Raw genomic sequence first — 19,335 nt, 5'->3', positions numbered from 1 at the left:
CTCATGCCAAGGCCGCTGGCCCTCACCCCAGCCCTCTCCCGCAAGCGGGAGAGGGAGTCCGCAGGCGCAGTGGCTTCTTCAGCACACGCTCGGTGGAACACCCTCTCCCCCGGCGGGGGAGAGGGAGGGGTGAGGGGTCTCGTCCCGCGTCACCAACCTCCGTCGCCGTCGCGATGCGGCTCGAAGCGCGCCATCAGGAAGTCCACCAGCGCGCGCGTCTTCGCTGCCAGTTGCGCGCGCGGCGGATAAATCAGGTGGATGTCCGCCGGCGGCAGTTCCCAGTCAATCAGCAGCGGCCGCAGCCGCCCCGAGCGCAGCATCGGCGCCGCCTCCCACCGCGAGCGCATCAGCACGCCGTGCCCATCCAGACCCCAGGCCAGCACGCTCTCGCCGTCGTTGGCCGCCAGCGGTCCGCGCACCTTCACCGTCTCCTTGCGCGCTCCCTGCTGGAAGTGCCAGGTGCCGAAGGTCTCGTCGCTCTCGCGGATGAAGAGGCAGGCGTGTCGCGCGAGCTCGCGCGGCGTCGCTGGCTCGCCAGCGCGCTTGAGGTAGGCCGGCGCGGCGCACAGCACGCGACGGTTGCGCGCCAGCAACCGCGCGGTCAGGCGCGCATCCGGCGGCGTGCCGACCAGGACCTGCAGGTCCACGCCCTGCTCGATCAGGTTGACCGACCGGTCGGTGAGTTCGAGCTGCACCTCCACGTCCGGGAACTGCCGCGCGAAGCGCGACAGCGCCGGCGCCACATGCTTGCGACCGAAGCCGAAACTCGCCGACACCCGCAGCAGCCCCTTCGGCGCCGCCCGGCTCCCGGCCACCGTGCGCTCCAGCGCCTCGAGTTCCTCCAGCACGCGCGCGCCGTCAACGAGGTAGGTCTCGCCCTCCGGCGTCAGGCCGATGCGGCGCGTGGTCCGCTGCAGCAGCTGGACGCCCAGCCGGCGCTCGATCGCGGCCAGCCGCTTGCTGACGGCCGGCGGCGTGACGCCCATCTGCTGCGCCGCGGCGGCCAGGCTGCCCTGTTTCACCAACAGCGCGAAGAAGGCCAGGTCGGAGAAGCCGTCCATTAATGAACTCCAGGAATGAAAGAACTTCCAAACCGGAAATTATGTGCCTGCGATTCACTTCCAGAATCGGGGCCGACATGGACCATCGACCGCTGCCCGTCGACCGTCAATCCTCGACGGCGACCCCCTCTGGAGACCGCATGCCGCCCTTCCCCGTCATGGACACCCCACCGGCTTCATCGGCCTTCACCGGAGCGCCGGAAACCATCGCCGGCCGCGGCGCGCTCGACGCGCTGTTCCCCGGCTTCCACCACATTCGCGTTGCCACCGCCAATGGCGTGCAGGTGGAAGCGACCGTCGGCGGCTCGGGCCCGCCACTGCTTCTGCTGCATGGCCATCCGCAAACGCGCGCGATCTGGCACAAGGTCGCGCCGGCGCTGGCGGAGCGTTTCACCGTCGTCGCCGCCGACCTGCGCGGTTATGGCGATTCATCGAAGCCGCCAGCGTCGACATCGACATCGACATCGACATCGGCGTCGACATCGACATCGACATCGGCGTCGGCGTCGGCACCAGGCTCGGCGACCGACGCATCCGCCTACAGCAAACGGACGATGGCGGCCGACATGCTGGCGGTGATGCGGGCGCTCGGTCACCCGCGCTTCGACGTGCTGGCGCACGACCGCGGCGCGCGCGTCGCCCACCGGCTCGCGATGGACGCCCCGACGGCCGTGCGTCGGCTGGCGCTGCTGGACATCGCGCCGACCCTGGACATGTACGCCGGCGCCAACGACGCCTTCGCGCGCGCCTACTGGCACTGGTTCTTCCTGATCCAGCCGGCACCGCTGCCCGAGCGCCTCATCGAGGCCGATCCCGCCGCCTATGTCCGCGACGTGATGGGCCGCCGCAGCGCGGGCCTGGCGCCCTTCGATCCGCTGGCCCTGTCGGAGTATCAGCGCTGCCTCGCACTGCCGGGCACCGCCCGCGGCCTCTGCGAGGACTATCGCGCCAGCGCCGGCATCGACCTGGTCCACGACCGCGAGGACCGCGACGCCGGACGTCGGCTCACCATGCCGCTGCTGGCGCTGTGGGGCGAGCACGGTGTCGTGCATCGCTGCTTCGATCCGCTGGCGCTGTGGCGACCGCTGGCGACGGACCTGCGCGGCGAGGCCCTGCCCTGCGGCCACTACATCCCCGAGGAAGCGCCGCAGGCGCTGCTCGATCGGGTCCTGCCCTTCTTCACCGCGCAGGACCGCGACATCGCCGCCGAAGAGGAGCGCCAGCCATGACCGCCATCAACGCCGTGACCGGCGCGATCCGCGCCACGGGCGCTGCTGACGCCACTGACGCCGCGGACGCAAAGGCCGTCAGCGGCTCGCCCGTCGCGACGCCCGATCCCAAGCCCTCGAACGCCCCGCCGCGCACGCTCTACCGCAAGCTGGTCGACAGCCACACGGTGGCGACGCTCGACGCGCAGAACGTGCTGCTGTTCTGCGACCTGCACCTGATGAACGAGTACACCAGCCCCCAGGCCTTCACCGGCCTGCGTGAGCAGGGCCGCGGCGTGCCGATGCCGGGACAGCAGGTCGCGGTGGTGAGCCACATCATCCCGACGCATGCGGTGCCATCGGCCCTGCGCGTGATCGCCGACCCGCCTTCGGCACTGCAGGCGAGCAACCTCAAGGCCAATTGCGACCGTCACGGCATCCGCCTCTTCGACACGACCGACGCGCTGCAGGGCATCGAGCACGTGGTCGCGCCGGAACACGGGATGATCCGCCCCGGCATGGTCGTCATCTGCGGCGACAGCCACACCACGACCTATGGCGCGCTCGGCGCGCTGGGTTTCGGCATCGGCACCACCGAGGTCGAGCATGTGCTGGCGACGCAGACGCTGGTCTACCGGGTCGCCAGGGACATGCGGATCCGCGTCGACGGCCCCCTCCCCGCGGGCACGACGGCCAAGGACCTGGTGCTGGCGATCATCGGCCGCATCGGCGCGCAGGGCGCGCGCGGCTACGTGGTCGAGTTCTGCGGGACGACGATCGACGCGCTGTCCGTCGAGGCGCGCTTCACGCTCTGCAACATGGCCGTCGAGGCCGGCGCGCGCGGCGCGCTGATCGCGCCCGACGCGACGGCGATCAACTACGTGCTGGCCCGCAGTCCCGACCTCGCCGGCGAATGGCGCGAGCCCGCGCTCGCGCGCTGGCGCACGCTGCGCAGCGATCCGGGCGCCCGCTTCGATGCCGAGCACCGCTTCGACGCGGCCGACATCGGGCCGCAGGTCACCTGGGGCACCAGTCCCGACCAGGTCGCGCCGATCGACGGCCACGCGCCCGACCCGGCCCGGATGGCCGTCGGCCCGGCGCGCGACAGCGCCGAACGCGCGCTGCGCTACACGCGGCTCGAGGCCGGCGCGGCGCTGGCGGGCACGCCGATCCAGCATGTCTTCATCGGCTCCTGCACCAATGGCCGCATCGAGGATCTGCGCGCCGCCGCCGCCGTGCTGCGCGGCCGCCGCGTCGCGCCGGGCGTGCGCGCGATGGTGGTGCCGGGCTCCGGCGCGGTGCGCGCGATGGCGGAGGCGGAAGGCCTGGATCGCGTCTTCCTCGACGCGGGCTTCGAATGGCGCCAGCCCGGCTGTTCGATGTGTCTGGCGATGAACGACGACGTGCTTGCCGACGGCATCCGCTGCGCCTCGACGACCAACCGCAACTTCGAGGGCCGGCAAGGGCGCGGCGCGATCACCCACCTGATGAGTCCGGCGATGGCCGCCGCCGCCGCGGTCACCGGCCGCCTGACCGATGTCCGCCGACTGCCGCCCGTCCTCGGCAAGGAGAGCCCGCGATGAATCCCGTCCGCCGCATCGAGGGCCGCAGCGCGGCCCTGCGCCTGGAGAACCTCGACACCGACCAGATCATGCCCAAGCAGTTCCTGCGCGGCATCGACAAGCAGGGGCTGCGCCAGGGCCTGTTCCACGACCTGCGCTTCGACGGCGAGGGCCGCGAGCGGCCCGGCTTCGTGCTGAACCAGCCCGCCTACGCCGGGGTGTCCGTGCTCATCGGCGGCAACAATTTCGGCTGCGGGTCCAGCCGCGAGCACGCCGTCTGGGGCCTGCAGCAGGCGGGCATCCGCGCTGTCGTCGCGCCGGGGTTCGGCGAGATCTTCTATTCGAATGCGATGGGGAACGGGCTGCTGCTGGTGACGCTGCCGGAGGCCGAGGTGCGCCGGCTCATGGACGAGGCGGACGCGGTGCCGCGGAACACCGTCGAGATCGATGTGGAGACGCTCACGCTGCGGAGCGCCGGGGGCGTCGAGGCGCGCTTCGAGATGCTGCCGCGGCACCAGCGGATGCTGCTCGAGGGGCTCGATGCGATCGGGCTCTCGATGACCTACCGCGATCGGATCGAGGCCTTCGCGGCCGCGCACTGGGCGGCGCAACCGTGGCTCAAGGACGTGGCCCGGGCCAGCGGCGGTGGCCGCTGAAGCCCTTCGATGGAAAAGTCAGGCCGCAGTCAAGCCGGGAACGGCAGGCTGCGCCAGCGCTTGCCGGTGAGCGCCGCCACGGCGTTGGCGATCGCGGGCGCGATCGGCGGCACGCCGCATTCGCCCATGCCGGTCGGGGGATCCGCGGAAGGCACGATGTGCAGGTCCACCGGCGGCGCGTCCACATGGATGGGCACCCGGTAGTCATGCCAATTGCTCTGCTCGACCTCGCCGTTCTTCAGCGTGATCGCCGCACCGGGCAAAGTCATGCCGATGCCCATCACCAGCGCGCCCTGCACCTGCGCCTCGATCGTGCGCGGGTTCACCGCGAGGTTGCAGTGCACCCCCGCCGTGACCCGGTGCAGCACCGGCCGCCCGCCCTTCATCGAGACCTCGACGACATAGGCCACCACCGTGTTGAAGGACTCATGCACCGCCACGCCCCAGGCCCGTCCCTTGGCGAGCGTGGCCTTGCCGTAGCCCGACTTCGCCACCGCCAGGTCCAGCGCCGCCAGATGGCGCGCATGCTTGGCCAGCAGCTGCCGCCGGTAGGCCACCGGATCGAGCTTGCCGGCGCGCGCCAGTTCGTCCACCAGTGTCTCCATCACGAAGGCGGTGTGCGTGTGCCCCACCGAGCGCCACCACAGCACCGGCACGTTGGCCTTGGGGTGATGGACCTCCAGCGCGATCGGGAAGGGATAGGCGCTCTCGGCCACGCCCTCGGTCATCGTCGCATCCGCGCCGTTCTTCACCATGAAGTCCGCGAAGGGCGTGCCCATGGTGATGGACTGGCCCACGATCACATGCTTCCAGGCCAGCACCCCGCCCTGCCGGTCATGCGCGATCTCGACGCGGTGCAGGTGCGTCGGGCGGTAGTAGCCGCCGCGCACGTCGTCCTCGCGCGTCCAGATCATCTTCACCGGCCCGGGCTTGCCCGCGGCATGGCGCGCCTTGGCCACCTGCGCGGCCTCGACGACATAGTCCGAGGTCGGCGTCGCCCGCCGTCCGAAGCCGCCGCCGGCGGTCATCGTGTGCAGCGTGACCTGCTCCGGCTTGAGCCCCAGCACGCCGGCGACCTGCGCCTGGTCCACCGTCTGGAACTGCGAGCCGACCCACACCGTGCAGCGATCGCCCCGGAAGTCGATGGTGCAGTTCAGCGGCTCCATCGGCGTGTGCGCCAGGTAGGGGAAGGTGAACTCGGCGGTGATGAGCGCCGGCGCCGGCTTCGCCGTCAGCGCCGCGGTGTCGGCCCGCTGGACCGCGATGCCCGGCTGCCTGGCCAGCGCGCGGAACTGCGCCAGCTGCGCCGCGCTGTCGACGCGCTCCACCCCGCTCAGGTCCCACTCGACCTTGACCAGCTCGCGCGCCTTGCGCGCCGGCCAGAAGCCGTTGGCCACGACGGCCAGGCCGGTCGCGCCGCCGCTCAGCGGCACCTGCAGCACCTCCTCGACGCCCGGCACCGCGAGCGCCGGCGCCGCGTCGAAGCGCGCGACGCGGCCGCCGAAGACCGGCGGATGGACCATGACGACGGTGCGTTGCCCCGGCAGCTGCAGGTCGATGCCGAAGTCCTGGCGGCCGCTGGACTTGGCGCGCGCATCGAGCCGGTTGACCGGCTTGCCGATCAGCTTGAACTGCGACGGATCCTTGAGCGCCACCGACGCCGGCACCGGCTCGGCGAAGGCCGCCTGCGCCAGCGCGCCATACCCCAGGCGACGGCCGTCCGGCGTGACGACGCTGCCCGACTCGGTGCGCAGCTGCGCGGCTGGCGTGTTGAGCTGCTTCGCCGCGGCGGCGACCAGCATCGCGCGCATGCGGGCGCCGATCTCGCGGTACTGCTGCCAGGACGCCTTGATGCTGGTCGAGCCCCCCACCATCTGGATGTGGAAGAACGGATCCTTGTAGGCCTCGCCCGCCGGCGCGAGCTCGCAGCGGACCTTGCTCCAGTCCGCGTCCATTTCCTCGGCCACCAGCATCGGCAGCGCGGTCTGCACGCCCTGGCCGAAGTCGATCTTGCCGATGGTGACGGTGACGATGCCGTCCGCGTCGATCGCGACGAAGGCCGACGGCTGCTGGAAGGGCTTGAGCGGCTCCGGCGCGCCCGGCGCGGAGCCGCCCACCGACGCGTCCTGCGCGCCGCCGGGCGCCGCGTACAGCGCGAAGCCGACGGCCAGGCCCAGCTTGAGGAAGACGCGGCGACCGAGGCCGCCCTCGCCCGGCGCGGCCGGGGACTCGGGCGCCTCGGCCAAGGCCGCGGGCAGTTCACCGCTGAGGTACTGGAACATGGGGCGCATGGGAGGCTCCTTCAGGCGAGCGAGCGGGCCGCGTCCTTGACGGCGGCATGGATCCGCACGTAGGTGCCGCAGCGGCAGAGGTTGGCGCTCATCGCGGCGTCGATGTCGGCGTCGCTGGGCTGGGGCCGGTGCCGCAGCAGCGCGACCGCGGCCATGATCTGGCCGCTCTGGCAGTAGCCGCATTGCACGACGTCGTGCTTGACCCAGGCCTCCTGCACCGCCTGCCCGATGCGGTCGCCGCCGATGGCCTCGATCGTGGTGATCTGCTGGCCGGCGACGGACTCGATCGGCGTGACGCAGGCGCGCCGCTGCTCCCCGTCCACATGCACCGTGCAGGCGCCGCAGACCGCGACGCCGCAGCCGAACTTGGTGCCGGTCATGCCCAGCGTGTCGCGCAGGACCCAGAGCACCGGCGTATCGCCCGGCACGTCGACTTGCTGCGCTTGGCCGTTCAGGCGGAACGAGATCATGGTTGGCTCCTGCTCACCGTGGCGGTGGCGCTGGTGGGGATGAGGGTGTCGGCCGGGGCGGCGGCGCCGGCCATCGCGCGCAGGTGCTCGACGACCTCGCGCGTCGATGCGGCCTTCGTCGATCCGATGGACTTGCGCAGCGGCTCGGTGGCGTCGCAAGGGGCGCCGTTGCGGATCCAGGCGCGCACCTGCGTGTCGAAGGCCGCCTTGTCCAGCGGCGGCAGCGCGCGGCCCGGCCCCGGCTGCCAGCCCCAGGCGACGAGGTGGTCGGTGACCAGGTGCTGCTCGATCATCGCCAGCGAGCGGTGGCCGTTGGTCGCGGGCTCGCGGAAGACCTTGCACAGCGCCGTGCCCTTCAGGCCGAGCCAGGACATCTTCATGGTCTCGGGCGGCATGTGCCAGCCCGGCTTGCCGTCGGTCTCCAGCCCCGGCGGCGCGTGCTGGAGCGGGCTGTTGCGCGTCGAATGGCAGGTCGCGCACTGCAGCGGCGCGACGCCCTTGCCGTCCGCGCCGCGCTGCACCGGCGGATAGTGGACCCGGCTGAAGTCGCCCTGCAGCGGCGCATTGGGCACATGACAGTTCAGACATCGGGGATGGAGCAGCACGCGCTCGAGCTGCGCGAAGGCGGCCAGGCCTTCCTGCCGGTTCGGCGTGGCCGAGATCGGCGTCGGCTGGAAGGCGGCACCGTCGGCCGCGCTCGCCGGCGCCGCCGCGGCCATGAGGGCCGCCATGCCCATCGCGCCCACCGCGCCCAGCACCGCCGAGCACGCCAGCCTGCATGACGCGGGCATCGAGACATCCGCTGCGAAGCGATCACCCATGTCGACCTCCTGATGGCTGCGTCGGGTTGCCCCGCAGTCTAGAAAGGCGACGGGCGACGCGGCTTGCCTGATCCGACGGAAGACTTGCCCATTTCGACGGCGCGGTCCACGAGCGTTCAGCGGGGGCGCGAGAAGCGGCGCGCGCCCGCCACGCATCCGATCACGGCGACGGTGACCGCGAGCATCGCCGGACTCACCGCTTCCCGCAACAGGCCCGCGGCCAGTGCCAGGCCGAACAGCGGCTGCAGCAGCTGCAGCTGTCCCACCGCGGCGATGCCGCCCTGCGCCAGGCCGCGGTACCAGAAGACGAAGCCGATCAGCATGCTGAACAGCGACACATACCCCAGCCCCGCCCAGGCCGCGGCGCCGACCGGCGCGAAGCTGGCCGGCACGCGCCACGCGGCCAGGGCGAGCATCGGCGGCAGCGCCAGCACCAGCGCCCAGCAGATCACCTGCCAGCCGCCGAGCGTGCGAGAAAGCCGGGCGCCCTCCGCGTACCCCAGGCCGCAGACGAGGATGGCGCCCAGCATCAGCAGGTCGCCCAGCGGCGCGGCGCGCAGGCCCTGCCCCGCCGCGAAGCCGATGACGCACAGGCTGCCCAGCACCGAGAAGATCCAGAAGGCCGCGCGCGGGCGCTCGCCGCCGCGCAGCACGCCGAAGGCGGCCGTCGACAGCGGCAGCAGCGCGATGAACACGATCGAATGGGCCGAGGTGACATGCCGCAGCGCCAGCGCCGTCAGCAGCGGGAAACCGATCACGACGCCGGCCGCGACGATCGCGAGCGGCCCGGCCTGCGCGCGCGTGGGCCGCGGCGCGCGCAGCAGGCGCAGCGCCGCCAGCGCGATCAGCCCGGCGATGGTGGCGCGCGCGGCGGTCAGGAACACCGGGTCGAAGTCGGCCACCGCGACCCGCGTCGCCGGCAGCGAGCCACTGAAGATCAGCACGCCGATGAATCCGTTCAGCCAGCCTCGCGATGCGGTGTCCATGTCCCCGGTGCCTCGATGGAAGAAGGACCGCAGGGTAAGCGGGCTCATCAATACAATCAAAAAATTGTCATGGATACAGGCGATGGCGCATGGCGGAGCCCAGGTACAAGGCGGTGGTGGACCGGCTGGCGGCGGAGATCCGATCGGGCGCCCTGCCCGCGGGCGCGCGGCTGCCGACCCATCGGGACCTTGCGACCCGCGAGGGCTTCGCGCTGGTCACCGCGACCCGCGTCTACGCCGAGCTGCGGGCGATGGGACTGATCAGCGGCGAGACCGGCCGCGGCACCTTCGTCAAGGAGACCGCGCTCGCGCCCGGCCAGGGCGTAGACCTGGACGCGGTGGCGGCGGACATGGTCGACCTCAGCTTCAACTACCCGTCGCTGCCCGGTCAGGCGGAACTGCTGCGCGGCGCCTTGCGCCAGCTGGCCGGCGCGGGCGACCTGGAAGCGCTGCTGCGCTACCAGCCGCATGGCGGCCGGCCCACCGACCGCGCCGCGATCGCGCGCCATCTGCGGCGACGGGGCCTCGAGGTCGAAGGCGACCGGGTGCTGGTCGTGGACGGCGCGCAGCACGGCCTGGCGGTGACGCTGATGGCGATGCTGGAGCCTGGCGACGTGGTCGCCGTGGATGCGCTCACCTATCCCGGCTTCCGCCTCGTGGCCGGGATGCAGCGGCTGGAACTGGCGCCGGTGCCGGCGGCCGGCGCGGGGCCCGACCTCGACGCACTGGAGGCGCTGTGCCGGCGCCGCCGCGTCAAGGCGATCTACACGATGCCGACGCTGAACAACCCGCTCGGCTGGGTGATGGTGGCCACGCGCCGGCGCGAGCTGGTGGCGCTCGCGCGGCGACACGACCTGCTGATCATCGAGGACGGCGCCTACGCCTACCTCGCCGACCATCCGCCGCCGCCCCTGGCGATGCTGGCGCCCGAGCGGACCGTCTACGTGTCGGGGTTCTCCAAGAGCGTCGCGGCGGGGCTGCGGGTGGGGTTCGCCGTCGCGCCGGCCGCGCGGGTCCACGCGCTGGAACGGGCGATCCGCGCGACGACCTGGAACACGCCCGGCGTGATGACGGCCATCACCACCGGCTGGCTGGAGGACGGCACCGTGGCCCGGCTCGAGGCGCACAAGCGCGAGGACGCGCGACGCCGCCAGCGCCTGGTGGCGGAACGCCTCGGGACGATGAAGCGCATCGCGCATCCGTCGTCCTACTTCGTCTGGTTGCCGCTGGGCGAGGCCGTGCGCGCCGACCAGGTGGCGATGGCGCTGCAGCGCGAGCGGGTGTCGGTGTCGACGGCCGAGCCCTTCGCCACCACGCCGCAGGCGCCGCATGCGATCCGGCTGGCACTGGGGTCGGTGGACCTGGTGCGGCTGGGCGCGGCGCTGGACCGTGTCAGGGCGGCGATCGAGGCCAGGACCTTCTGACCGCGGCCGCCCCGCCCGTCAGGCCGCCGGCTGCCGGTAGACGAGCACCTTCAACGACCGCTCCTCCGACTCGTCCGCGAAGGCCGGCGGGTTGGCGACGCGTTCGATGAAGGCGAGTCCGGGCGCCTCGGCGGCGACGAGCTCGCGCAGGAACGCGGTATCCAGCTTGGGCGTGTTCAGGCACACGAGCGCGTGGCCGCCCGGCGCCAGCAGTTCCGGCAGCCGTCGCACCAGGCGGGCGTAGTCCTTGGTCGCGACGAAGCTGCCCTTCTGGTAGCTCGGCGGGTCCAGCACGACCAGGTCATAGGGACCGCCGCGGCGGATCTTCCCCCACGAGCTGAAGATGTCGTGCGCATGGAAGGCGGCGCGCTCCTGCACGCCGTTGAGCTGGTGGTTGCGGCGACCGGTGGAGAGCGCGCCGCGCGCCATGTCGTAGTTCGCCACGGTCGCGGCGCCGGCCTGCAGCGCGACGACCGAGAAGGCGCAGGTGTAGGCGAACAGGTTGAGCACCCGCCCGCCCGGATGCGCCGCCGCCCAGCGCCGCACCCAGCGGCGGCCTTCGGCCATGTCGAGGAAGAAGCCGTGGTTCTGTCCTTGCGCCAGGTGGACCACGAAGCGCGCGCCGTCCTCCTCGACCACATGCTCGTCGGGGATGGCGCCGGCCATCAGGCGGTTGGTGGGACGGTGCTCGTCGCGGTGCTGGAACATCCAGTTCAGCGGCTCGCCCGGCGCGACCTCGGCCCAGCGCGCGGCCAGCGCCGCGCCGATGCGGGCCAGGTCTTCGTCGCTCACCGGCGCGAAGCTGGTCAGCAGCCAGACCGGCGGATAGGCATCGAGGACCCACTGCTCGCAGCCGGGAAACAGGCCGCCGCGACCGTGGAAGAAGCGGCCGGGGCCGCTGGGCCGGGGCAGCGTGGCGATGACGTCGAGGAGCGCTTGCATGGGGAGTCCGGGAACGGGGGCGCCAGTGTAGACAGGCGCCCCGCCATCGTGGGCCTCACGCCACATCGCGCGCCGATTTCGATCACGCCGTGCAGCTGCATGCACCCGGCCTCCCCTTCCACAGCTTGTGGAGACTGCTGCAAATGCGGGAGCACTTCGCCAGGGCCGACCGACAGATCGAAGCATCGATACACCTGCATCCGGCAGTGGGCTGATCAACGCGAGTCAGCCGAAGGCCCGTCCTGTTCGCCGTGCATGCCGCCGCGGCGAAATCAATCCTCATTCGGAGCCACCCCGTCGCCGTCGCGGCCGAGGCCCGCGGTCACCAAAGAATCCTTTCCATGCCGCACCAGCGGCGTCATCGGCGAAGGAGCGGCACATGTTTCGAGCGGCGGTCCAGGAGTTCCAGCAAGCGCCATGGATGGGCACCATCCGCGTCGCGCAGCGGCCGGCCTTCCAGGTGGTGGCCGCGGTGGCGGTGCTGCTGGCGACCGCGCTGATCGCTTTCGCGCTGATCGGCCAGGTCTCGCGCAAGGCCCGCGTGCCGGGACTGCTGATGCCGGTGGGCGGACTGCTGCAGGTGTCCTCGCCGCTGGCGGGGCAGGTCGAGGCGGTGCTCGTCGGCGAGGACGACGAGGTGCGCCAGGGCCAGCCGCTGCTGCGGGTGCGCAGCGAGCGCCGGGTGGACGGCAGCGACATGACCGCGCTCAACCTGCGCGCGATCCAGACGCGCGCCGGCAGCCTGGAGACCGAGCGCCAGCTGCAGCGTCGCCAGGCCGGGGACAGGCAGGACACGCTCAGCGACCGCCTGCGCAGCCTGCGCCTGGAGGCGACGCAGGCGGGCGAGGAGCTGGACATGGTACGCGCCCGCGTCGCGCTGGCGCAGCGCAGCCGGTCGCGTTACGCCGCCCTGGCCGAGAACGGCTTCGTGCCCGACACCCAGGTGCAGCAACGGGACGAGGAACTGCTCGACCTGCGGGCGCGGGAACGCGGCGCGCAGCGGTCGGTCGAGAACCTGAGCCGCGAGGCGCGCGCCATCGAGGCGGAACTCGTCGCGATCCCGACGACGCTGGCGACCTCGCTGGCGCAGCTGGACCGGGCCGCGGCGCAACTCGAGCAGGAGCGCGCGGAGCTCGAGGCCCGGGCCGGTCTGGAGGTGACGGCGCCGCGCGATGGCCGCGTCAGCGCGCTGCCGCTGCATGCGGGCCAGGCGGTGCAGGCCGGCCAGACCCTGGTGACGCTGACGCCGGTCAGCGCCGCGACGACGGACGCCGACGTGCTGGTGGCGCAGCTCTATGCCCCGAGCCGCACGGTCGGCTTCATCCAGCCCGGACAGCAGGTCTGGCTGCGCTACGCGGCCTACCCGTACCAGAAGTTCGGCATGGCGCTGGGCCAGGTGGCCCACGTCAGCCCGACGCCGATCGCGCCGCAGGACCTGCCGTCCGGACAGGCGCAGGCGCTGGTCAGCGCGGCCCAGGCCAACGAGCCGCTGTACCGCATCGACGTGCGCCTGGAGCGCCAGGCGATCGCCGCGTATGGCCGCGATCTGCCGCTGCGCGCCGGCATGGCGCTCGACGCCGACGTGACGCTGGAGCACCGGCGCATCTGGGAGTGGCTGCTGGAACCGCTGCTGGCGACGGCCAGGCGGATCTAGCGGGACATCGATCTTCCGGCGGCGAGTGATCGACGCTGGGGAAACGGCGGCCGACCGTTCTCGGCCCTTCAACTGACGGAGATTGAAATGACGGAACTGACCCAAGACGAGATCGATCAAGTGCATGGCGGCGGCGGATTCCTGTCCAAGTTCGCCAAGTTCATGGTCCGCTGCGCCGCGTCCTACCTCGGCGCGCACTTCGGGCTGGTCGGCCCGGCGGCGGCGCGCATCAGCTGATGCGCCTGCCCAGACCTTGCGTTGACTCGACCTCACCCGCGGCCGGCCACCACCGTGGCCGGCCGCTCACAGCGTCGCGCCGCGACGGCGCATGACAGCCTCCAGCAATGAAACGCACCCTGTTCACCGGCCTGCTCGGGCTGATCGGATTCGCGGTCCTCGGCGGCGCTTCGGCCGAGCCCGAGCTCCGGGACCCGATCCCGCTCCCCCGGTCTGAGATCTCCGGACAGTCCGTCCATCGGCATCACATTCCCTTTCGCGGGGCGGGCCAGGCTCTGGCCTTCGTCAAGTCCTACCCGGGCCCGCAGGACCGGGTGCAGTGGTACCTGCGCCTGCTGCCATCGGATCCCGCCAACTTCTCCTTCGAGCAGCTCGCGCTCGCGGTCGAGGACGCCGACACCCTCATTCCCATCCCGACAAGAAAAGGATGGGCCCCGTTGCCCGCCGCATTCGCGGTCGACGCCGCGAAGGCCCGATTCGTCGTCAATCGGCCGAAAGGCAGCGTGTCGCTCGAATACTGGATTGCGATCGCCCCGCGCGCCGATGACCGCTACCCAGTCGACCTGCTCCGCGAGGCCTGCGCACAGGCGGTGGCCATGTTCAAGGCCCAGGGCTGGCTGCAGGCGCTGCAAGCGCGAGACCTGCAGTGCGCCGATGTGACCTTCCTGCCGCTCGACGATGCGCTGACCGTGACCGGACGCGATGCCAGCGGCGCGCCCGTGAACCTCGAGGTCCGGCGGACCGCCCGCGGCCCCGCGGTGGTCGTGCCTCTGGAGGAACAGGTCCATGAGGTCACGGTGACGCCGGGCGGCGGCTCGTACGTCATCGTCGTGCGGCAGGAGGATTCATGACCCGGCCCACCCCGATCCTTCAATCCGAGGTGGCCGAATGCGGCTTGGCCTGCCTGGCGATGATCGCGACGGCCCATGGCCAGGCCACGACGCTGCAGGACCTGCGCCGGCGCTTCCCGGTCGCGCTCAAGGGCATGAAGCTGCGCGACCTGCTGGAGGTGGCTGCGGGCATTGGTTTCTCCGGCCGGCCGCTGAAGCTGGACCTGCCCTTCCTCGCCAAGCTGTCGCTGCCCTGCATCCTGCACTGGGACATGAACCACTTCGTGGTGCTGGCCCGGGTCCGCCGCGGCAGCGTGACCGTGCTCGACCCGGCCGTCGGCGAGCGCCGGCTGAGCCTGGACGAGGTCTCCGCGCATTTCACCGGCGTCGCCGTCGAACTGACGCCCAACGCCGACTTCAAGCCCGCCGCGCCGCCGCCGCGGGTCTCGCTCGCAGCGCTCACCGGCAAGGTGCTCGGCCTGCGTCGATCGCTGGTGCAGATCCTGCTCGTCGCGCTGGTGCTGGAGCTGTTCGCGATCGTCGCGCCGCTGTGCAACCAGCTCATCATCGACGACGTCCTCACCTCGGGCGACCGCGACCTGCTCAAGGTGCTCCTGATCGGCTTCGGCCTGCTGCTGGTGACCCAGACGGCGCTCGGCCTGGCGCGTTCGTGGATGCTGGTCCTGCTGACGCAGACGCTGTCGCTGCAATGGCGGGGCAACACCTTCGCGCATCTGCTGCGGCTGCCGGTTGGATTCTTCGAGCGGCGCCACCTCGGCGACATCACCTCGCGCTTCGGTGCGGTCGACGCGATCCAAAAGACGCTGACCACCGCCGCGATCGAGGCCCTCCTCGACGGCCTGATGGGTGTGGCCGCGCTGGTCATGATGCTGATCTATGCCTGGCCGCTGGCGCTGGTCGTGATCGCCGCCGTGCTGCTGTACGGCCTGCTGCGCTGGGCCGCCTACCGGCCGCTGCGCGACGCGGCCGCCGAACGGCTGGTCGTCGCCGCGCGGGAAAGCACGCACTTCCTCGAGACCCTGCGGGCGATGACGCCCCTGAAGCTCTTTGGCCGCGAGCAGGAGCGGCGCGCGCAATGGCAGAACCTGATCGTCGAGGTCCAGAACCGCGATGTCCGCACCGCCAAGCTGTCGATGGCGATGAGCACCGCCAACACCTTCCTCTTCGGCGTGGAGAACCTGCTGGTGCTGTTCCTCGGCGCCGGGCTCATCCTGGACGGGCAACAGGCCGGCACGGTCACGATGACGGTGGGCATGCTGTTCGCGTTCCTCAGCTACAAGGGCCAGTTCACCGGCCGCGTGTCGGCGCTGATCAACTACGCGGTGGAACTGCGGATGCTGGGCCTGCATGCCGAACGCCTGGCCGACATCGCGCTCGAGCCGCCCGAACCCGACGAGGTGCCGGACCATGACCTCGCGCACCTGGAGGCCAGCCTGGAACTGCGCGACGTCAGCTTCCGCTACGGCGAGCGCGAGCCCTGGATCCTGCGCCACGTGAACCTGACGGTGCCTGCCGGCCAGAGCATCGCGATCACCGGCCCGAGCGGCTCGGGCAAGACGACGCTGCTGAAGGTGCTGCTGGGGCTGCTGGCGCCCGAGGAGGGCGAGGTGCGCTACGGCGGCATGCCGATGCGGCAGCTCGGATTGAGGAACGTGCGCCGGCAGATCGGCACGGTGATGCAGGAGGATGTGCTGCTGACCGGCTCGCTCGCGGACAACATCGCCTGCTTCGACACGCAGCCCGATCCGGAGCGGGTGCAGGCCGCCGCGATGCTCGCGCAGATCCACGAGGACATCTGCCGGATGCCGATGGGCTACCAGACCCTGGTCGGGGACCTGGGCAGCGGCCTGTCGGGGGGGCAGAAGCAGCGGCTGCTGCTGGCGCGGGCGATCTATCGGCGGCCGAGGATCCTGGCGCTCGACGAGGCGACCAGCCACCTCGACGTCACCCGGGAGCGCGCGGTGACCGCCAACCTGGCCCGGTTGCCGCTGACGCGATTGATGATCGCGCACCGGCCGGACACGATCGCGGCCGCGGAGCGGGTGATCGTGCTGGAGGGCGGCGCAGTCGACGAACTGCCGCGCCCGGCGGTGAGAGACACGCTGGCCACCTGAGCGATGACCATTTGAGCGATGGGCACCCGAGCGATGGTGACCGGAGCGACGGCCACCTGAACGACAGCCAATTGAGCGACGGCCGGCGCCGGCCGGCAGGCGGCGTGGACCGCGCGCCGGCCAGGGATCACTTGTTGTCGATGGGCTTGCTCACGTCGCGCTCGAACCACTTGGTCGAGATCCGGGCGTAGGTGCCGTCGGCCTGGAGATCGGCGATCGCCTTGTCGATGGCGGCCTGGAACTTCGGGCTGCCCTTGCGGAACGGGATCGCGTTGGTGGCGGGCTTGCCGATGGCGGCGCCGGCCTTGATCGGCAGCTTGGTCTTCTCCTTCAGGTAGGGGATGAGCAGGCTGTCGTTGAGCGCGGCGTCGATGCGGCCGGTGGCCAGGTCCTGCAGGTACTCGGTGGCGCCGGGATAGGTGCGCACCTCGGCGCCGTCCCAGGTCTTGGCCAGGTCGGCGAAGTTGCTGCCCTGGCCGACGCCGATCTTCTTGCCCTTGAGGTCGGCCGGCGACTGCAGCGGCCGGGTCTCGTTGGCGCGCACGATCAGTTGCGGATAGGAGGTGACGTAGGGCGCGCTGAAGTCGAAGGTCTTGCGGCGCTCGTCGGTGGCGGCGACCTGGTTGACGATGACGTCGTACTTGCCCGCCTGCAGGCCGGCGAGGATGCCGCTCCATTCGGTGGTGGTGAATTCCGGCTTCACGCCCAGCTTGGCGGCGATCGCCTTGGCGATGTCGACGTCGAAGCCGTCGAGCTGGCCCTTGGCGTCCTTGAAGTTGAACGGCGGGTAGGTGCCCTCGACGGCCACCCGCAGCGTGCCGCGCGACTTCACGTCGTCGAGCAGGTCGGCGGCCTGGGCCGCGAGGGAAGCGCCGGCGAGCAGCGCGGCGGCGATCAGGGAAGTGCGGAAGGCTTTCATGAGGCCCCTCGTTGTTCGTAGGAGGGGCCGATGTTGCCACCAGTCGTCGGCATTCCCCCGCATATGGATATGCCTGGCCGCAATGAGGGACAGGGGCCGCCCGAGGCGCTCACTGGCTCACGCAGAGCACGACCTGCTCCTTCGCAAGCAGGTCCTTGCGCGTCACCACCTGGTTGATGTGCAACAGAAAGGCCTCGTCCCGCTCGTGCTTCGCCAGCAGGGTGTCGTTGACCATGGTCGCGGGAAAGGACTTGAACACGCAGCCTCGGTGCTGGAGCGTCGCCACAGCGGCCTCGATCGCCAAGGTGCCGGCATCGGGATGAAGGGTCCGGTAGAGCAGGAAGCCCGCCATGGCGGCCGCAGCCACCACGCTCCCGATGGCGGCCGTCATCAGGAGCGCCTCCCCGGGCGATCGCTTGACGAAGCCCGCAGTACGCATGCCCCGAGACAACAGCCGGTCTCCGATGATGACCTGCGGCTCCGTGAATCGATGGGCTTCGTCGGGGAGCAGATGGATCGCGATGAACAGCTGCTCGTCCGGATCGAGCTTGTCCAGCCGGAACTCGCTGACCGGGCGGTCGTAGGCCACGGCCATGGCCACGGAGCGGCTCGAGCCTTCGACGTTGGGCTCGTACTCGGGCGCGAACGGCAGTTTGATCCGCACGTTCCTGAGGACGACGGAAGACAGATTGGTGAGGCTGAGCCAGGCCAGCAGGAAGCCCTTCTGACTGTGAATCTTCTTCAAGGCCACGTCGGGGACCCATTGATATCGGGGCTCGACGAAGGTGTAGGCGATCGGCGGCGGGGCTTTCCCGAGTAGGGGGATCAACGAAACGACGGTGTCTACGAGGGCCATGGGTTGCGTGTCGGCAATGCGGGGCGGCCAGTGTCCACGTCGGCCCGAGGCTCGCTCCGCCCGCAAACCCTCACGCGGCCGAATGCCGGCAAGTTTTCACGCCCCTCGGAAGGGTCGACGCCCTGCGTCGATCGGTGCCGCGGAGCCGGTGGGGTGCGCCCGATCCGGGATCAGCGAATCAGAACGCGTGCCGCAGTCCGAGCGCGACCACCGTCGGCTTCTCCCCCGCGCCCACGCCCAGCGGGTTGATGGCGAAGTCGTAGGCCGCGCGGGCCTGGTTGTCGATGCGCGAGACATACGCATAGAGGCCGGTGCGCGGCGAGAGCGTGTAGTCCGCGCCCAGCGTCCATTGCCGTGCACCGGTGGCGTCGCCCGCCGAGACGAAACCGATCCGCGCGCCCGCCGGCCCCTTGCCGTCGGCGGCGTCGGTGAAGCTCGCGCGCAGGTTGAAGCGGTCGACCTGCCAGGTGGCCGCCATGAAGAGCGCGGTGCGGGTCAACGGGCCGAGTGGCGTCTCGTACCGGAGGCGCTCGATGGCGCCGGTCAGGCGGGCCGGACCGACGCGATACGCGGCGCCGAGTTTGGTCGCCGTGTCCGTGCGACCAGGGCCCTGGTAGCCGCGGTGCTGTTCGTGCGCGAGGGAGACGTTCCACGGGCCGTCGTCCCAACTGAGCGAGGCGGACCACAGGTCGGGCTTCGAGCCACCGGGGCCAATCTCGCCGTCGTTGAGGGCGTAGGCGACGCGTCCGGTGAGTCCCTGCCAGGTCGGACTCCAGTACTGGACGATGTTCTGCTGGCGCCGGTCGAAGGACGCGGTGTTGCCGAGGTGGTTGGTGGTGGGCGCGGAGCCGTTGGCCATCAACGCCATGCAGCCGGCGGTGGTCGGGTACCAGGGGTCGAGGGCGCTGGTGGCCAGCAGATACGGCGTTCCCCAATGACCGGCGAAGACCAGCCCGTAAGGCGTCTGCAGGCCGACGCGCGTGTCGCGGTTGGCGAGCGATGTCCCGGCGCCGGTGTCGAGCGCCAGCGAGCCTTCGATCTGGAACACCGCCTGGTAGCCGTCGCCCAGGTCCTCGGCGCCGCGAAAGCCGATGACGGAGCGGTTGTTGGACTCGCGGTTGACCGCGCGATCGCGTGGCGCGCGGGCGGCATCGGCGTGCTCGAGGGAGACGTTCAGTCGGCCGTAGATCGTGACGCTGGATTGGGCCTGGGCGCCAGCCGCGATGAGCGCGAGACCCGCGTGCATGAGCCAAGGGAGGAAGCGGTACTGCATCGGAACGAGG

General features: G+C 71.3%; 17 protein-coding genes. 8 read left to right on the top strand and 9 right to left on the bottom strand.

The window, feature by feature from the left end; translation table 11 throughout:
• Positions 1 to 149: 149 nt before the first annotated feature.
• Entirely contained in the window at positions 150 to 1,061 is a 912-nt protein-coding gene (locus tag BM393_RS02675) for a LysR family transcriptional regulator (RefSeq protein ID WP_091721439.1), read from the bottom strand.
• A gap of 158 nt (positions 1,062 to 1,219) precedes the next feature.
• Here BM393_RS02675 and BM393_RS02670 point away from each other — a divergent pair, with 158 nt between their 5' ends.
• The 3 genes from BM393_RS02670 to leuD are packed head-to-tail and all read left to right on the top strand — an operon-like array spanning position 1,220 to position 4,487.
• Complete coding sequence (locus BM393_RS02670; RefSeq protein WP_091724960.1) at positions 1,220 to 2,290, top strand: alpha/beta fold hydrolase; 1,071 nt, start codon at positions 1,220 to 1,222, stop codon at positions 2,288 to 2,290.
• Positions 2,287 to 3,852, top strand: coding sequence for a 3-isopropylmalate dehydratase large subunit (gene leuC, locus BM393_RS02665; protein ID WP_091721434.1), 1,566 nt, complete (start codon positions 2,287 to 2,289; stop codon positions 3,850 to 3,852). The genes BM393_RS02670 and leuC overlap by 4 nt, the downstream gene beginning before the upstream one ends.
• Entirely contained in the window at positions 3,849 to 4,487 is a 639-nt protein-coding gene (gene leuD / locus BM393_RS02660) for a 3-isopropylmalate dehydratase small subunit (RefSeq protein ID WP_091721430.1), read from the top strand. Before leuC ends, leuD begins: the two co-directional genes overlap by 4 nt.
• A gap of 29 nt (positions 4,488 to 4,516) precedes the next feature.
• On the opposite strand, the gene BM393_RS02655 is transcribed toward leuD, so the two are convergent.
• The 4 genes from BM393_RS02655 to BM393_RS02640 all read right to left on the bottom strand — a co-directional run bounded on the left by BM393_RS02655 (position 4,517) and on the right by BM393_RS02640 (position 9,055).
• Positions 4,517 to 6,778: a xanthine dehydrogenase family protein molybdopterin-binding subunit gene (locus BM393_RS02655; protein ID WP_091721427.1), complete on the bottom strand. Its 2,262-nt coding sequence runs from the start codon at positions 6,776 to 6,778 to the stop codon at positions 4,517 to 4,519.
• Between the two features lie 11 nt (positions 6,779 to 6,789).
• Positions 6,790 to 7,248, bottom strand: coding sequence for a (2Fe-2S)-binding protein (locus tag BM393_RS02650; protein ID WP_091721422.1), 459 nt, complete (start codon positions 7,246 to 7,248; stop codon positions 6,790 to 6,792).
• A complete protein-coding gene (locus tag BM393_RS02645; protein WP_254783180.1) occupies positions 7,245 to 8,069 on the bottom strand; it encodes a cytochrome c family protein in 825 nt (274 codons plus the stop codon). Before BM393_RS02645 ends, BM393_RS02650 begins: the two co-directional genes overlap by 4 nt.
• 116 nt (positions 8,070 to 8,185) lie before the next feature.
• Positions 8,186 to 9,055 (bottom strand): DMT family transporter, encoded by an 870-nt coding sequence (locus BM393_RS02640; RefSeq protein ID WP_091721418.1) that lies wholly within the window; start codon positions 9,053 to 9,055, stop codon positions 8,186 to 8,188.
• An 89-nt stretch (positions 9,056 to 9,144) separates the two neighbouring features.
• Here BM393_RS02640 and BM393_RS02635 point away from each other — a divergent pair, with 89 nt between their 5' ends.
• Positions 9,145 to 10,479 (top strand): PLP-dependent aminotransferase family protein, encoded by a 1,335-nt coding sequence (locus BM393_RS02635; RefSeq protein WP_091721415.1) that lies wholly within the window; start codon positions 9,145 to 9,147, stop codon positions 10,477 to 10,479.
• Positions 10,480 to 10,497: 18 nt separating this feature from the next.
• Here BM393_RS02635 and BM393_RS02630 read toward each other — a convergent pair whose 3' ends face one another.
• Complete coding sequence (locus tag BM393_RS02630; RefSeq protein WP_091721412.1) at positions 10,498 to 11,421, bottom strand: class I SAM-dependent methyltransferase; 924 nt, start codon at positions 11,419 to 11,421, stop codon at positions 10,498 to 10,500.
• A 379-nt stretch (positions 11,422 to 11,800) separates the two neighbouring features.
• Here BM393_RS02630 and BM393_RS02625 point away from each other — a divergent pair, with 379 nt between their 5' ends.
• The 4 genes from BM393_RS02625 (at position 11,801) to BM393_RS02615 (ending at position 16,277) form a co-directional block, all read left to right on the top strand.
• Positions 11,801 to 13,075 (top strand): HlyD family secretion protein, encoded by a 1,275-nt coding sequence (locus tag BM393_RS02625; protein ID WP_091721408.1) that lies wholly within the window; start codon positions 11,801 to 11,803, stop codon positions 13,073 to 13,075.
• A gap of 87 nt (positions 13,076 to 13,162) precedes the next feature.
• Positions 13,163 to 13,312, top strand: a complete 150-nt coding sequence (locus BM393_RS25565; RefSeq protein ID WP_175538161.1) for a hypothetical protein — start codon at positions 13,163 to 13,165, stop codon at positions 13,310 to 13,312.
• A 107-nt stretch (positions 13,313 to 13,419) separates the two neighbouring features.
• Positions 13,420 to 14,163 (top strand): hypothetical protein, encoded by a 744-nt coding sequence (locus BM393_RS02620; RefSeq protein ID WP_091721404.1) that lies wholly within the window; start codon positions 13,420 to 13,422, stop codon positions 14,161 to 14,163.
• Positions 14,160 to 16,277, top strand: a complete 2,118-nt coding sequence (locus tag BM393_RS02615) for a peptidase domain-containing ABC transporter (protein ID WP_091721400.1) — start codon at positions 14,160 to 14,162, stop codon at positions 16,275 to 16,277. Before BM393_RS02620 ends, BM393_RS02615 begins: the two co-directional genes overlap by 4 nt.
• Before the next feature lie 127 nt (positions 16,278 to 16,404).
• Here BM393_RS02615 and BM393_RS02610 read toward each other — a convergent pair whose 3' ends face one another.
• From BM393_RS02610 to BM393_RS02600, 3 genes are all read right to left on the bottom strand, one after another.
• Positions 16,405 to 17,196 carry a transporter substrate-binding domain-containing protein gene (locus BM393_RS02610; RefSeq protein WP_091721396.1) on the bottom strand — a complete coding sequence of 264 codons (792 nt, stop codon included), beginning with the start codon at positions 17,194 to 17,196 and terminating at the stop codon, positions 16,405 to 16,407.
• A 109-nt stretch (positions 17,197 to 17,305) separates the two neighbouring features.
• Positions 17,306 to 18,052, bottom strand: a complete 747-nt coding sequence (locus tag BM393_RS02605) for a hypothetical protein (protein WP_141225209.1) — start codon at positions 18,050 to 18,052, stop codon at positions 17,306 to 17,308.
• 178 nt (positions 18,053 to 18,230) lie between these two features.
• Positions 18,231 to 19,325: a porin gene (locus BM393_RS02600; RefSeq protein ID WP_254783179.1), complete on the bottom strand. Its 1,095-nt coding sequence runs from the start codon at positions 19,323 to 19,325 to the stop codon at positions 18,231 to 18,233.
• Positions 19,326 to 19,335: the final 10 nt, after the last annotated feature.

The sequence above is a fragment of the Mitsuaria sp. PDC51 genome, from assembly GCF_900113225.1.
Lineage (GTDB): Bacteria > Pseudomonadota > Gammaproteobacteria > Burkholderiales > Burkholderiaceae_C > Roseateles.
Note: the sequence above shows the minus strand (reverse complement) of the source record. Positions and strands in the feature narration are given on the sequence as shown.

Excerpts from the sequence above, each read along its gene's own strand:
- BM393_RS02605 (WP_141225209.1), bottom strand. The coding sequence starts at position 18,052 with ATGGCCCTCGTAGACACCGTCGTTTCGTTGATCCCCCTACTCGGGAAA.
- BM393_RS02635 (WP_091721415.1), top strand. The coding sequence starts at position 9,145 with ATGGCGGAGCCCAGGTACAAGGCGGTGGTGGACCGGCTGGCGGCGGAG.
- BM393_RS02600 (WP_254783179.1), bottom strand. The coding sequence starts at position 19,325 with ATGCAGTACCGCTTCCTCCCTTGGCTCATGCACGCGGGTCTCGCGCTC.
- BM393_RS02630 (WP_091721412.1), bottom strand. The coding sequence starts at position 11,421 with ATGCAAGCGCTCCTCGACGTCATCGCCACGCTGCCCCGGCCCAGCGGC.
- BM393_RS02640 (WP_091721418.1), bottom strand. The coding sequence starts at position 9,055 with ATGGACACCGCATCGCGAGGCTGGCTGAACGGATTCATCGGCGTGCTG.
- BM393_RS02670 (WP_091724960.1), top strand. The coding sequence starts at position 1,220 with ATGGACACCCCACCGGCTTCATCGGCCTTCACCGGAGCGCCGGAAACC.
- BM393_RS02655 (WP_091721427.1), bottom strand. The coding sequence starts at position 6,778 with ATGCGCCCCATGTTCCAGTACCTCAGCGGTGAACTGCCCGCGGCCTTG.
- BM393_RS02615 (WP_091721400.1), top strand. The coding sequence starts at position 14,160 with ATGACCCGGCCCACCCCGATCCTTCAATCCGAGGTGGCCGAATGCGGC.
- BM393_RS02610 (WP_091721396.1), bottom strand. The coding sequence starts at position 17,196 with ATGAAAGCCTTCCGCACTTCCCTGATCGCCGCCGCGCTGCTCGCCGGC.
- BM393_RS02675 (WP_091721439.1), bottom strand. The coding sequence starts at position 1,061 with ATGGACGGCTTCTCCGACCTGGCCTTCTTCGCGCTGTTGGTGAAACAG.
- leuD (WP_091721430.1), top strand. The coding sequence starts at position 3,849 with ATGAATCCCGTCCGCCGCATCGAGGGCCGCAGCGCGGCCCTGCGCCTG.
- BM393_RS02645 (WP_254783180.1), bottom strand. The coding sequence starts at position 8,069 with ATGGGTGATCGCTTCGCAGCGGATGTCTCGATGCCCGCGTCATGCAGG.
- BM393_RS02625 (WP_091721408.1), top strand. The coding sequence starts at position 11,801 with ATGTTTCGAGCGGCGGTCCAGGAGTTCCAGCAAGCGCCATGGATGGGC.
- BM393_RS25565 (WP_175538161.1), top strand. The coding sequence starts at position 13,163 with ATGACGGAACTGACCCAAGACGAGATCGATCAAGTGCATGGCGGCGGC.
- leuC (WP_091721434.1), top strand. The coding sequence starts at position 2,287 with ATGACCGCCATCAACGCCGTGACCGGCGCGATCCGCGCCACGGGCGCT.
- BM393_RS02620 (WP_091721404.1), top strand. The coding sequence starts at position 13,420 with ATGAAACGCACCCTGTTCACCGGCCTGCTCGGGCTGATCGGATTCGCG.
- BM393_RS02650 (WP_091721422.1), bottom strand. The coding sequence starts at position 7,248 with ATGATCTCGTTCCGCCTGAACGGCCAAGCGCAGCAAGTCGACGTGCCG.